The 13,068-nt window shown below is 63.2% G+C and carries 11 protein-coding genes and 1 pseudogene; 9 read left to right on the forward strand and 3 right to left on the reverse strand.

What is annotated here, in order from left to right:
• Positions 1-72 precede the first annotated feature (72 nt).
• The gene (locus ACIP90_RS18500) at positions 73-471 is read right to left on the reverse strand and encodes a RidA family protein (protein ID WP_400581056.1); all 399 of its coding nucleotides are present in this window, start codon (positions 469-471) and stop codon (positions 73-75) included.
• Positions 472-607: 136 nt separating this feature from the next.
• Between ACIP90_RS18500 and ACIP90_RS18505 the strand changes: the two genes are divergently transcribed.
• From ACIP90_RS18505 to ACIP90_RS18540, 8 genes and pseudogenes are all read left to right on the forward strand, one after another.
• The gene (locus ACIP90_RS18505) at positions 608-1,459 is read left to right on the forward strand and encodes a fumarylacetoacetate hydrolase family protein (RefSeq protein WP_400581106.1); all 852 of its coding nucleotides are present in this window, start codon (positions 608-610) and stop codon (positions 1,457-1,459) included.
• Positions 1,460-1,464: 5 nt separating this feature from the next.
• Complete coding sequence (locus ACIP90_RS18510; RefSeq protein ID WP_400581057.1) at positions 1,465-1,947, forward strand: cupin domain-containing protein; 483 nt, start codon at positions 1,465-1,467, stop codon at positions 1,945-1,947.
• 4 nt (positions 1,948-1,951) lie between these two features.
• A complete protein-coding gene (locus ACIP90_RS18515) occupies positions 1,952-2,824 on the forward strand; it encodes an acyl-CoA thioesterase (RefSeq protein ID WP_400581059.1) in 873 nt (290 codons plus the stop codon).
• 56 nt (positions 2,825-2,880) lie between these two features.
• Entirely contained in the window at positions 2,881-4,536 is a 1,656-nt protein-coding gene (locus ACIP90_RS18520; protein WP_400581061.1) for an AMP-binding protein, read from the forward strand.
• Between the two features lie 14 nt (positions 4,537-4,550).
• Positions 4,551-6,941 carry a bifunctional salicylyl-CoA 5-hydroxylase/oxidoreductase gene (locus ACIP90_RS18525; protein ID WP_400581062.1) on the forward strand — a complete coding sequence of 797 codons (2,391 nt, stop codon included), beginning with the start codon at positions 4,551-4,553 and terminating at the stop codon, positions 6,939-6,941.
• A gap of 2 nt (positions 6,942-6,943) precedes the next feature.
• Positions 6,944-8,317, forward strand: coding sequence for an MFS transporter (locus tag ACIP90_RS18530; RefSeq protein ID WP_400581064.1), 1,374 nt, complete (start codon positions 6,944-6,946; stop codon positions 8,315-8,317).
• A 7-nt stretch (positions 8,318-8,324) separates the two neighbouring features.
• Positions 8,325-8,810 (forward strand): acyl-CoA thioesterase, encoded by a 486-nt coding sequence (locus ACIP90_RS18535; RefSeq protein WP_400581065.1) that lies wholly within the window; start codon positions 8,325-8,327, stop codon positions 8,808-8,810.
• A 49-nt stretch (positions 8,811-8,859) separates the two neighbouring features.
• A pseudogene (locus tag ACIP90_RS18540) lies at positions 8,860-9,442 on the forward strand (adenylate kinase).
• A 735-nt stretch (positions 9,443-10,177) separates the two neighbouring features.
• On the opposite strand, the gene ACIP90_RS18545 reads toward ACIP90_RS18540, so the two are convergent.
• A complete protein-coding gene (locus ACIP90_RS18545) occupies positions 10,178-10,714 on the reverse strand; it encodes a cache domain-containing protein (RefSeq protein WP_400581067.1) in 537 nt (178 codons plus the stop codon).
• A gap of 184 nt (positions 10,715-10,898) precedes the next feature.
• Positions 10,899-11,675 carry a FadR/GntR family transcriptional regulator gene (locus ACIP90_RS18550; protein WP_400581069.1) on the reverse strand — a complete coding sequence of 259 codons (777 nt, stop codon included), beginning with the start codon at positions 11,673-11,675 and terminating at the stop codon, positions 10,899-10,901.
• A 348-nt stretch (positions 11,676-12,023) separates the two neighbouring features.
• Between ACIP90_RS18550 and ACIP90_RS18555 the strand changes: the two genes are divergently transcribed.
• On the forward strand, positions 12,024-12,962 hold the full coding sequence (locus tag ACIP90_RS18555; RefSeq protein ID WP_400581070.1) for a transporter substrate-binding domain-containing protein: 939 nt from the start codon (positions 12,024-12,026) through the stop codon (positions 12,960-12,962).
• The last annotated feature ends 106 nt before the right edge of the window (positions 12,963-13,068 follow it).

Raw genomic sequence — 13,068 nt, forward strand, 5'->3', positions numbered from 1 at the left:
TAAAGCCCAGAACCCAAGAGAGGATCCGGCTGGCCAAATGTGGCCGGCCGGGTCCTCTTTTACTTTTCCGGGTCAGCGATCGCTGATGACAGCGATTCCCTGGATTTCAATCATTGCTTCTTTCTGCCACAGGCGGGTGACGCCGATGCCTGCCATCGCCGGGTACTGCGAACCCGCCATTTCACGCCAGATGCGTCCGATCTCGCGGCCGTTTGCCATGTAGTCCTCCACGTCGGTCAGGTAGATGGTCACGTTGACCAGGTCCTCCGGCTGGCCGCCCGCTTCGCGCAGGGTGGTGAGGACGTTCGAGAAGGCCTGCGTGAACTGTTCGATGATGCCGCCGGGGACGATGTTCATGTCCTTGTCCAGGGCTGTCTGGCCGCCCAGAAACACCGTGTTCCCGGCGAGCATCCCGTGCGCGAATCCGGACGGCTTGGGAAGCGACTCCGGGTTGATTGTCTTGTGGCCCATGCTGTTCCTCCTGGTGGGATGGCTTCTGGAAAAAGTTCAGGAAAGGCTCTGTGCAGATCCTTACCGCCATGCTACGTTGAGCATATGTGACGATCGTAAAAAAGTCGACACATCATTCATGAAGGGACAGAATCCAATGAAACTCGCCACCTTGCGCATGGCCGGACAGGGAACGACGGCGTCACTCGCCACGGGTGCCGGCGCACATGTTGCCCTCCCCGCCGCCGACGTCGGGGAACTGCTGGCCCGGCCGGACTGGCAGGACGTGGTCCGCGAGGCCGCTGCCACAGAGGAGCCGGTGGAGATTGAAGCCGGCGCCGTTGACTACGCGCCCCTTCTTCCCCGCGCAGGCAAGGTCATCTGCTGCGGCCTGAACTACGCGGACCACATCCAGGAGATGGGCAGGGAACTTCCCCGGTACCCCACGCTATTCGCCAAGTACGCGGACACCCTGGTGGGAGCGAATGACACCATCGAGATCCAGGGAAGCGACCGGGTTGACTGGGAAGCCGAACTGGCGGTCGTGGTCGGCGCTGAAATCTTCCGCGCGGACGAGGATCAGGCCGCAGCGGCAATAGCCGGCTACACCGTCGCCAATGACGTCTCCATGCGCGACTGGCAAAACCGGACACTGCAGTGGTTCCAAGGCAAGGCGTTTGACGCCACCACTCCGGTAGGTCCCGTCCTCGTCACACCCGACGAAGCCGGCGCAACATTCGACGTCGTTGGCTATGTCAACGGTGACGTCGTTCAAAAGGGCAACACCGGCACCCTGGTGTTCGGCCCCGCAAAACTGCTTTCCTACATCTCCCAGTTCACCACCCTGCGCCCAGGCGACCTTGTCCTGACGGGAACGCCCGGGGGAGTGGGCATGGGCATGACGCCGCCCCGTTTCCTGAATGACGGCGACGTTCTCGCCACCGAAATCACCGGGATCGGACGCCTTGAAAACGTCGTCCGCATCAGTCCAACATCAACCAAGGAGTGACCGCAATGAACCAGACAGCTACCGATTACCGCCTCAACGGCGACAACTCCATCTACGTCCAGGCCGACGGCAAGGTAGTGCCCGTGGTCACCCGGGCAGGGCATGAGGACACCAACACCGCCCAGTCCGGGGACTGCATCCGCGTCTCGGGCGTCAGCATCCAGCACACTCCGGCCACCAAGATCTGGTTCGGCCAGGTATCCAACACCCCCGGCTACCGCTCGCTGCCGCACCACCACGGCGAAGCCGAAACGGGCGGTTACGTGCTGCGCGGCCAGGGGCGCATCTACTTCGGGGAGAACTACCAGGAATTCCTCGACATGAAGGCCGGCGACTGGGTCTTCGTCCCGCCGTTCATGCCCCACGTGGAGGCAAACATGTCCGTCACCGAGGAGCTCGTCTGGCTGACCGCCCGCACCCCGGAGAACCTGGTGGTCAACCTCGACGACGTCGCCGACGCAACCCTCGCCGGCTACCGCAGGGCCTGACCGCATGATCACCGGAACCCTGACCTCGGAGACCTTCCTGCGGGCCGTGGAGCTCACGCCCACCCCGGCTCAGGTCTACGACGAGGCCTACGACGCCACAACCCAGTATGTGCCGTGGCCGAAGGCCTACGGCGGGGACATGGTGGCCCAGGCGGCAGCAGCAATGATGCGCTCAGTCGACGGAGACAGGGCACTGCACTCAATGCACAGCTACTTCATGCGGCCCGTCGACGTCGGGGCCACCATCCGCTACGAAGTGGAGCGGCTGCGTGACGGCCGCGGGTACTCCACCCGGACCGTCCGCGGGTTCCAGAACGGCAAGGCTGTCTACGCCGCAATGGGCTCATTCCAGGTTCCCGAGGACGGCCTGGACTTCCAGCCTAAGGCTCCCGCCGCCGTCGATCCTGACTCGCTGCGCAGCGCGGCCGAGGCGCTGGAAGAAGCCGGCGGCCCTGCCGCCGACTACTGGTCCACGGGCCGCAGCTTCGATATGCGGCATGTACCGGGACCCGTGTACATCGAACTGGAGGGCGGTCCCGTTCCCCAGCAGGTCATCTGGGTCAAGGCTTTCGATTCCCTGCCGGACGATGCCGATCTTCACCGGACAGCGCTGGCCTATGTATGCGACTACACCATCCTGGAACCGCTCTTGAGGGTCAGCAGCCTCCACTGGTCCAGCCCCGGACTCGCCACGGCCAGCCTGGACCACTCCATGTGGTTCCACCGCGACGGCCGCGCTGACGAATGGATCCTGTACGCCCAGGAAGCCGTGTCCGGCCAGAGCAACAGGGGCCTGGCCATGGGCCGCTTCTTCGACCGGCAGGGACGGCTCCTTGCCACCGTTGCCCAGGAGGGCATGATCCGCCCGGGCGCCTGATGTGCCACCCACACTCAACCACCTGCTTCACCGACGCACCACTGAAAGGAACGGCCATGAGCATGACGCCATCGGCCCACGTGGACACGTTCACCCGCGACCACCTGCCGCCCGCCGACACCTGGCCGGCGCTCGAATTCACCCTCCCCGAACTCCAGTATCCTGAACGGCTTAACGCCGCCGTTGCGCTCATCGACAGTGCCGTCGCCGAGCACGGCGCGGACAGGCCAGCGCTGCGGACCCCGGACGGTACCGTCTGGACCTACGGGGAACTTCAAAAGCGCGCCAACCAGGTAGCCCAGGTCCTCACTGAAGACCTCGGTGTGGTCCCCGGGAACCGCGTGTTGCTGCGCGGACCGAACAATCCGTGGATCGTCGCCGCCTGGCTGGGCGTGCTGAAGGCCGGGGCAGTAGTGGTGACCACCATGCCCATGCTGCGTTCCAGTGAGGTCGCCACGCTGATCCAGCTCACCAAGCCCGTGGTGGCCATCTCCGATCACCGCTTCGTGGAGGACCTCGAGCCTGCCGCCCGTAGGGTCGCGGTTGTGACCTATGGAGGGCCCGACGGCGGTGACCTCACCGCGCGTTGCGCCGCCAAGAGCGGGACGTTCTCAGCTGTGGACACCGCTGCTGACGACGTGGCACTCCTGGGTCCGACTTCCGGCACCACCGGCGTGCCGAAGGTGACCATGCACTTCCACCGGGACATCCTGGCCAACGCCGACACCTTCGCCCGGCACATCCTGCAGCCCACCGCCGACGACGTCTTTGCCGGGTCGCCGCCCCTGGCCTTCACCTTCGGACTGGGCGGACTGGTGGTCTTTCCCCTGCGGTTCGGGGCGTCCTCACTGCTCACGGAGAAGGCCGGCCCGGTGGAGCTGGCCGAACGCGCGGCAGGTGCGGGAGCGACTGTTTTCTTCACCGCTCCCACTGCCTACCGCGCCATTCTGAAGGAAGGACGGGGCGACCTCCTCCGGAACCTGAGGATCGCCGTCTCCGCTGGTGAGCACCTGTCCAAGGAGACGTGGGAAGCCGTTCACGAGGCCACCGGACTGCGGCTGGTCAACGGCATCGGCTCCACAGAGCTTCTTCACGTCTTCATTTCAGCGGCAGGGGATAACATCCGGCCGGGAACCACAGGCAAGGCAGTCCCGGGCTACCGGGCCACCATCCTTGACGATGACGGCAATGAACTCGGGCCCGGGCACAACGGGCGCCTGGCGGTCATCGGTCCCACCGGATGCCGCTACCTGGACGACCCGCGCCAGTCCAAATATGTTGTGGGGGGCTGGAACGTCACAGGCGACACCTTTTCCATGGATGGGGACGGCTACTTCACGTACCAGGCCCGGTCCGACGACATGATCGTCTCATCCGGCTACAACATCGGCGCCCCCGAGGTTGAAGCTGCGATAGACCAGCACCCGGATGTGGTGGAGAACGCCGTCATCGGCCGGTCCGATCCCGAGCGGGGAACTGTAGTCTACGCCTTCGTGGTGCTGCGCGACGGCGTCATCGGCGACGCTGCCAAGCGCAAGGAAATCCAGGACTTCGTGAAGGCGACCATCGCGCCCTACAAGTACCCGCGCGAACTCCACTTCGTCACCGAGCTGCCCCGCAACCCGAGCGGCAAGCTGCAGCACTTCAAGCTCCGCGACAGCATCGCGGGCGAAACCCAACTACTGACTGCTGCCGGCCAGTGCCAGGCATAAAAAGGAGTAAGACCATGAAAATCGCCATTGTTGGAGGCGGACCCGGCGGCCTGTACTTCGCAGCCCTGATGAAGCAGCTCGACCCGTCCCACGAGATCACCCTCTGGGAACGCAACGCAGCGAACGATACCTTCGGGTTCGGCGTCGTCTTTTCAGACGAAACGCTCGGCGGAATCGGTAACGCGGATCCGGTTGTGGCCGAATACATGAGCCGCCGCTTCGCCCGCTGGTCCGATATCGACGTCCACTTCGCCGGGCAGATGATCAGCGTGGGCGGCCAGGGATTCGCCGCGATGAGCCGCAAGGAACTCCTGGAACTGCTGCAGCGCCGCTGCGCTGAACTCGGCGTGGACCTGCGCTTCCAGACCATCGCCCCCGCCATCGAGGAACTCGAAGCGAACTATGACCTGGTGCTGGCGGCTGACGGCGTCAACTCGCAGATCCGGGCAAAGTACGCGGATGCCTTTGGCCCTGACCTGGATCCGCGGACGAACAAGTACATGTGGCTCGGTACGGACCAGGTATTCGAAGCCTTTAAGTTCATCGTGAAGGAAACCGAGTGGGGCGTCATGCAGATCCACGGTTACCCCTACTCTGATGAAGGCTCCACGTTCATCGTCGAGATGCATGAGAATGTGTGGCATGCCGCCGGCTTCGATGAAACCGCCAATGACGTCCTTCCCCCCGGAGTCTCGGATGAAAAGGCCATCGCCAAGGTGCGCTCCATTTTTGCTGAGGAACTGGACGGTTACGAAGTCCTTTCCAACAACTCGAAATGGCTGAACTTCAACACCGTGCGCAACCGCAGTTGGCGCAAGGACAACGTGGTGCTGCTCGGCGACGCAGCCCACACCGCGCACTTCTCCATCGGCTCCGGCACCAAACTGGCCATGGAAGACTCCCTCGCGCTGGCCGCCTGCCTACACGAACACCAGGACCTGGAGTCCGCCCTCTCCGCGTACGAGGCGGAGCGCCGCCCCGTGGTCGAATCCACCCAGCGGGCCGCCCAGGCATCCCTTGAATGGTTCGAACGGATCGGCCAGTACAAGGACCAGCACGCAACCCAGTTCGCGTTCAACCTGCTGACCCGCAGCCGCCGCATCACCCAGGAGAACCTGCGCCTGCGGGATCCGGAATTCGCTGCCGACGTGGAGCGGCATTTCGCACAGTCCCAGGGGCTTACCCAGATGGCACCGGCAATGTTCCAGCCCTTCCGCATTGGCGGACTGGAACTAAAGAACCGGGTTGTGGTGTCTCCCATGGACATGTACTCCGCCGTTGACGGTATCCCCGGTGACTTCCACAAGGTCCACCTCGGGTCAAAGGCCCTGGGCGGTGCGGGCCTGGTGATGACCGAAATGGTGTGTGTCTCCGAAGCAGGCCGCATCACGCCTGGCTGCACCGGGCTGTACACGGACGTCCAGCGGGACAGCTGGAAGGAAATCGTGGACTTTGTTCACAGCCAGTCCAGCGCCAAGATCGGCGCCCAGATCGGCCACTCAGGCCGCAAGGGTTCCACCAAGCTCATGTGGGAAGGCATCGACGAACCGCTGGACGCCGGCAACTGGCAGGCGGTTGGCCCATCTGCGGTCGCCTACGGCCCCCGGAACCAGGTTCCCCTGGAGCTGGACCGCGCCGGTTTGGACTCCATTAAAGAGGAGTTCGTCGCCGCCACGCTGCGGGCCGAGGAAGCAGGTTTCGACCTGCTTGAGGTGCACGCTGCCCACGGCTACCTGCTGTCCTCGTTCCTCTCGCCGGTGTCCAACCGACGGACCGACGAGTATGGCGGCAGCCTGGAGAACCGGCTGCGGTTCCCCCTGGAGGTGTTCGACGCCGTCCGGGCCGCCTGGCCTGCCGGCAAGCCGGTGACGGTGCGCATCTCCGCCACGGACTGGATCGACGGCGGCAACACCTCCGACGATTCTGTCGAGATCGCCCGGGCCTTCGTGGCACACGGTGCGGCCGGCCTGGACGTATCCACCGGCCAAGTGGCCAAGGAGGAAAAGCCTGCCTTCGGCCGCAGCTACCAGACGCCGTTTGCCGACCGCATCCGCCAGGAAGTGGCCGTCCCGGCAGGCGTGGCGGTCATCGCCGTCGGCGCCATCTCCACCTACGACGACGTCAACTCGATCCTCCTGGCCGGCCGCGCCGACCTCATTGCGTTGGGCCGCACCCACCTGTACGACCCCCAGTGGACCCTGCACGCTGCCGCGGAGCAGGAATACCAGGGCCCGGGTGCCGCCTGGATCCCGCAGTTCCGGGCCGGCCGCCGCAAGCCGCCGAGCTCCCGCACTGATGCCGTACGCCCCCGTCTTTCCCTCCTGAAGGAACCAGATGCTGAAACCACCAACCCACATCTTCGCTGGACCCCCGCGTCAGCCGCTGCATCGGTCCTGGTGAAGTAGCCATGGCCGCCGCACCCGCTACCAGCTGGAACGTCCCCAAGCGCAGCACCGGCATTGTCCTCTTCTGCTGCTGGCTTGCCATCCTGGCCGAGGGCTACGACGTCGGCGTGCTCGGCGCCGTCCTCCCCGCCCTTGCCGAGTACAAGGAATGGAACCTGAGTCCGCTTGCCTTGGGCGCCCTAGGCTCCTATGCATTGATTGGAATGCTGATCGGCGCACTGTTCATCGGCACGCTCAGCGACCTCGTGGGCCGCAAGAAGATGCTGCTGGCCTCGATGGCCATCTTCACCCTGACCCAGGCAGGTGCAGCATGGGCTCCCACCCCGGAACTGTTCGGCCTGTTCCGCCTCATCGGCGGCCTGGGCATGGGCGGTGTCATCCCCGTGGCAGCGGCGCTGACCATCGAATACTCGGCCCCGAACAAGCGCTCCTTCAACTACGGGCTCATGTACTCGGGCTACTCGCTGGGCATCGTGGCAGCCGCCCTGGCCGCTTTGTTCGTCCTTCCGCTCGGCGGCTGGCGTGCCGTGATTGCGATAGGCGCCGCACCGGTGGTCCTTCTGCCGGTGATCTGGAAGCTCCTCCCCGAATCGCTGGAATACCTCGAGTCCAAAGGCCGCAGGTCCGAAGCGAAGGCGCTGGCCGCGAGGCTCCGAATCACTGACTACGCACCGGTCGCTGCACCGGCACCGACGGCAGCGGGAGCAGTGGTAGAACCGTGGTGGAGAACCATCACCACCATGTTCTCCCGCAAGTACCTGCGGTCCACGGTCTTCTTCTGGATCTCCTTGTTCTGCGGACTGGTCCTTGTTTACGGCCTTAACACCTGGCTGCCGAGCATCATGAAGAAGGCCGGCTACGATCTCGGCTCATCCCTCACCTTCCTGCTGGTCTTCAGCCTTGCCTCCGCCATCGGCGGCCTCCTCCTCGGCCGCGCTGCGGACAAGTATGGCAAGAAGCTCATCCTGGTGGTGTTCTATATCCTTGGCGGCCTGGGCATCATGCTGCTGGTCTTCCCGAACACTATGGTGGTCAACCTGCTGTTCGTCGCGTTCGCAGGCGTTGGTTCGATCTCCACGTCCCTCGTTCTGACGGGCTACATCGCCGACTACTACCCGGCCAAGGTCCGTGGCACTGCCACTGGCTGGGCCCTGAGCTTCGCCAGGCTGGGCGCCATCTCCGGCCCCTTGATCGGCGGCTGGATCGCCGGCTCGAAGCTGCCGTTCGAGGCCAACTTCGCGATCTTCGCCGGAATCGCGGTGTTGGCAGCCGCGGCGGTGGCGATGATTCCCAAGCCGCAACCCGAACCGCTGATGTTCTCGGCAACTGCCTATGGCGATCCGGACGAAGAGGCCGCCGGGATCGGCGCACGCTAGGAGCATCATGAATCACGCTGGAATGCGGGGGAGTGCCCCTGCGGAGAGTGTCGGAAGCCCGGACGCCCAGTTTCCGGAGGCAAGCGTCGAGCGGACCGTGGAGTGGGTGGATACCGACGCGTCGGGCCACCAGCACAATTCCGCCGTTCTGCGGTGGGTGGAGGCGGCAGAGGCTGAGCTCTTCCGCAATCTGCAATTGCCGCGGTACTTTCCTAGCGCCCCCCGCGTCCAGCAGGTGGTCAACTACACGGCCAAGCTGTGGTTCGGACAGCGCGTAAGGGCGACAGTGAAGATCACCGCGCTTGGCCGGACCTCGCTGACCATGGGCTTTGAGGTCCGGTGCGAACCTTCCGGTGCCCGGGACGACGCAACGCCGAACGCCGGCACCGTGGCCGCGTTCGGCACAGTCACCACGGCACATGTCCCGCAGGGAGCTTGCACCGCACAGCCCTGGCCGGAGGACTTCGTCAGGGCTGTGCAGGGCACTGCTTAGCGAGCCCACTTCCGGGGTACCACCAACAATCTCAAAAGAGGATTTTGTCATGACCAGAATGTTGATCATTGGGCCGCCCGGCTCCGGCAAGGGAACCCAGGCAGAACGGATTTCCGGGCGACTTGGCGTCGTTGCCATCTCCACCGGTGACATCTTCCGTGCCAACATGAAGGGCAACAACCCTCTTGGCCGGGAAGCTAGAAAAGTATCTGGACGCCGGCGACTTCGTTCCGGACAACGTCACGAACAACATGGTTCGTGAGCGCCTCAACGAGTCCGACATGGACAGCGGTTTTGTGCTGGACGGCTATCCCCGGACTGTTTCATAGGTGGACTACCTGGAACGGATCCTGGCTGCAAAGGGCCAGAAGCTCGACGTAGTCCTGCAGCTGACTGCAGGCAACGACGAGCTTGTTGCGCGCATGCTTCGCCGGGCGAAGGAGTCGGAGCGTACTGACGACAATGAAGTCGTCATCCGCCACCGCCTGGACCTCTACCACGAGCAAACCGAAGCCGTTGTGGCACAGTACGCTCGGCGCGGCATTCTGACGAAGGTGCATGGCACCTGCAGCGTTGGCCAAGTCACGGAGCGCGCGCTCAACTCCTCAGACAGCGTAGTGGCAGCCTCTTAAGCCATCATCGCGTCGGCGATGCCCTACGGTCTAGTCAGGGGGAGCGCATCCCTCGATGTTGGCGTTGCGCAGGATTAAATGTCCAACCGTGCTGCTTGGGACAGTTTGTTGAAGTTGGACCAGTTCGGTGCGCGTCCGCATGAAGGGAGTGTGTGGACATTGTCCACACACTCCACGTTGGACCGGGCATTACAGCCTTCGGACTGCTTCGGATTCTGCATGTTCGCAGGTTCCCAGTGTTTGCAGGGGTCGGAATACGGTTAGAGTCCCACCTCGGGCACAGTGTTTTCCCAGGTCAGAGGTTTGTTTGGAGTTTGAGTGTTGACAAAACTTGACGCATGGGGAGTCCAAGGTGTAATGGCAGGACCCGTTGCGTGGGCTGGAAGGCCTTATCCGTGACCGGTGGCTCGTTTCGGTTTCCCAGTGGATCACGCAGCCCTTCTGCCCAATTACCGCCAGTACTTGAGCACGCATGTCATGCACGCGCCGTCCGACCAGCAGCGGCAACTTGCCCGTGGCAGCGGAGTCGGGGCCGTGAAGCGTCACGTTGGGGTTTAAGACCTGCTTCATTAATCGTCAGTAAAAGGGAACTGGTACCAATTCTGACGGCTCGGGACTCCTGCCTGACGTTATGCTGGGGTGTGCTTCAGCCTGACGGTTACTCACCTTCCAAGCTTTTTCAGGCCATTGTTGGTGATACGACCGCGCACCAAGGCCTGGAGGGGTTTCCGGGCCTTATTGGCCGAGACTTATTAGCTTCCATGGCAGACGGCTGGGTTGTCCGGCTGTGATGTCGAGTGAGGCCTCGGCTTGTTCTATGTCTTCCGGTGCGAGCAGGGTGCCTGTGGCGATGCGGGCGTTGTTTGATGCGATGACCCTGCCGTTGGGGCCCAGCAGGACGACGGCCGGTTCGCGTATTTGGAGCGCCCGGAGGAAGACTTTCTCGAGCTTCACCAGCGGAAGATCGCATCCCAAAACATGTGTCCCTTGTGCCGTGGGGGCAGGGACGCAGAGGGTGATGATGCTGACGTTGATGCCACCTAAGTCGACGTAGGGGCCTACAGCCACGGGCCGTCCGGTGGAGGAGGGGAGTTTGAACCATTCACGAGTGGTGTAATCGTAGTAGTTCAGCGAGTCGGGATTGAGGTCGTGGGTGACGAATTTTGGTTCGCCTTTAGGCTGCGCCCTCCACCATTCCAACCAGTGCGGTGCTTCAGGGAGGCTCCCCGGGGCGTAGGCAATCCCTGCGCCGATGATGAGGTCTGAGTGCAACTGGATGAAGCGGGACAGTTCCTGCTTGAGGAAGAGAAACTCTGCACGGCGGGGGATTCCGGGCGCGGCGTTGGCGGCCGCCGAGACGGTGTTGGCGATCTTTTCCAGGTCGGCGAAGACGCCGTTGATGCTGGTGGAAAGGGCCTCCGCGGTTCGCTGAAGGGTTTCCGTGAGGGATTCCAGGTCAGGCTCCTTCTTCGGGCTGCATCGTTAGTCTCAAGTGCTGTTCAATCAAGAATTCCATGTCGCTTCGGCTGTGCTGTTCAGCTGCGCGGGCGGCTGCATCGGCGTCCCGGTCCCTAATTGCCTGGACGATCGCCGTGTGCTGTTCCACCGCTGAGTTTTCGCCGTCGACGTGATCCGGGATGCCCCACCAAAGGGTCATCAGTTCAGCTTCGAGTTGAAGTGCGACCGAGGTCAGCCTGCTTGATTGCGCGCCAATGCTGATGGCCACATGAAATCGGCTGTCCACGCGGCGCCGCGCCTTTTCATCGACCGTGTCGCGGTGGCGTTTGGCCAGGTCTTCGAGATGTTCTACGTTTTGAGGATCGGCGCGGCTGGCGGCGAGCCGGGCAGACATGGAAGCTACGGCAGCCCTCAGGTCGCCAAGGTCCCTCAGCGCTTCTGTGCTTGTCTCCCTGAGCTTGTGCTGTAACTCCGTGTCGGTCAGTTCGATCTGGCGGCGGATGACGCTGCCCCCGCTGCGGCCGCGGCTGGTTTCGATCAGTCCTTTGGTCCGGAGGGCGGCCAGGGACTGGCGAAGGGTTATGGGGGAGATGCCAAGCTCCGAGGCGAGTGCAGACTCGGTCGGCAGCCTGTCGCCTTCGGTCAGGATGCCCATCAGGATCGCTGTCTCTATTTGATGGGAGACCTGGTCCGCGCGGCCCAGTCCTTCCGGCTCGCTTCCACGCAGTAGCAGCAGCAGGTCCAGGGCGCGCGTGGAGATTACGGCACTTTCCATTCCGGATCCTTCCTGTCGCTGGTCCAGCGGGCCTTGGCCGGCGCACTTTCCCTATTGCCTTGAATCTTTACACATTAGAAGCCGATCCGAAACCGCGGCTGGTCGTAAAACATATATCTCTAAACTATTGCTTCAATAGTAGATGTTGTGATCTACTTCATATGTCCCCAGAGGAGCCGGACGTGACCGACCCCGGTCGGCAGCTGATTTGGGACACCGTCCGTCCCAAACCCATGGGAGCCCGGCGGTCACCGTTCGGACTCAGCACTCAGCGGATTTGGCCGCGCAGGTCCCGATTCGCCCACCTCTATCGGTAAACATCAACGACAGTCATTTCAGGAGAGACATATGAACCTTCGTCCGTTCTCCCGCACGATGCGGAGCAGCCTCACGGCAACCATCCTCGTCACCGCCCTGGTTGGAGCGTCCGGATGCGGCTCTTCGTCGCAGGCCCAGTCCGGTGGAGGTACGGCCGGCTCGGCCACTCCCAGCGCGGATTCCACACTCACCCAGATGGTGCCAGCCTCGGTCCGCGACAAGGGCACCATTACGGTCGCCACAGCGGTTTACGCCCCCGCGGTCATGGAACCCGTCGGAGGCGGCGAGGTGACGGGCTGGGACATCGAGCTCACCCGCAAGGCGGCCGCTCTGCTCGGCCTGAAAGTCGACTTCAAGGTCGTTCCCTTCGACGGCATCATTCCGGGACTGCAGGCCGGCCGCTACGACGCCGCTACGGGCGAGATCAACGTGACCCCGGAGCGAACAAAGGTCGTCACCTTCGTTACTAACTACGCCTCGAAGGATGAGTTCGTCGTCAAGGCCGACTCGGCAAAGGAAGGTTTTGCTACGCCGGCTGACGTTTGCGGGTTGAAGATCGGTGCTTCTCTTGGGTCTTCCCAGGCGGCAACGGCACAGTCGATGGTGGATGCGTGCAAGGCATCAGGCGGAGCGCCGACCACGGTGGAGACCTTCCAGACTCAGGCGCAAGTGAACCTGGCGCTTAGTCAGAGCCGAATTGATGCCTCTCTGGCCAGCAGCAGCCAGGCAGCCTACACCGTTGATCAGACCAAGGGTCAGTTCAAGCTGGCAAGGCTCGGGTTTGGCCCCGAAATCCAGTCCGGCCTCGCCCTGGCCAACAACGCTGACACCCCCAAGCTCGCCAAAGCCTTCCAAGCCGCCACGGACAAACTCATCAAGGACGGCGACTTGGACAAGGTCCTCGGCGAGCTTAACGGTGGCCTGGGCGCAGTGGATAAGTCCGAGATCGTCCCGAATCCAGGCAGCTGATTCCGGATGAAGACGGACGGAACCGAAAGGTATTAGTGTCATGGAAAGCGCAAAAGTAACATCACGCTCCCATAAGATGCCGGCCGCTAGCGGTGGCGGGGCAACA

This window comes from Arthrobacter sp. NPDC093139 (genome assembly GCF_044754165.1).
Lineage (GTDB): Bacteria > Actinomycetota > Actinomycetes > Actinomycetales > Micrococcaceae > Arthrobacter.

Bases quoted from the DNA above. Each gene is read 5' to 3' on its own strand.
- ACIP90_RS18500 (WP_400581056.1), bottom strand. From the start codon at position 471: ATGGGCCACAAGACAATCAACCCGGAGTCGCTTCCCAAGCCGTCCGGA.
- ACIP90_RS18505 (WP_400581106.1), top strand. From the start codon at position 608: ATGAAACTCGCCACCTTGCGCATGGCCGGACAGGGAACGACGGCGTCA.
- ACIP90_RS18510 (WP_400581057.1), top strand. From the start codon at position 1,465: ATGAACCAGACAGCTACCGATTACCGCCTCAACGGCGACAACTCCATC.
- ACIP90_RS18515 (WP_400581059.1), top strand. From the start codon at position 1,952: ATGATCACCGGAACCCTGACCTCGGAGACCTTCCTGCGGGCCGTGGAG.
- ACIP90_RS18520 (WP_400581061.1), top strand. From the start codon at position 2,881: ATGAGCATGACGCCATCGGCCCACGTGGACACGTTCACCCGCGACCAC.
- ACIP90_RS18525 (WP_400581062.1), top strand. From the start codon at position 4,551: ATGAAAATCGCCATTGTTGGAGGCGGACCCGGCGGCCTGTACTTCGCA.
- ACIP90_RS18530 (WP_400581064.1), top strand. From the start codon at position 6,944: ATGGCCGCCGCACCCGCTACCAGCTGGAACGTCCCCAAGCGCAGCACC.
- ACIP90_RS18535 (WP_400581065.1), top strand. From the start codon at position 8,325: ATGAATCACGCTGGAATGCGGGGGAGTGCCCCTGCGGAGAGTGTCGGA.
- ACIP90_RS18550 (WP_400581069.1), bottom strand. From the start codon at position 11,675: ATGGAAAGTGCCGTAATCTCCACGCGCGCCCTGGACCTGCTGCTGCTA.
- ACIP90_RS18555 (WP_400581070.1), top strand. From the start codon at position 12,024: ATGAACCTTCGTCCGTTCTCCCGCACGATGCGGAGCAGCCTCACGGCA.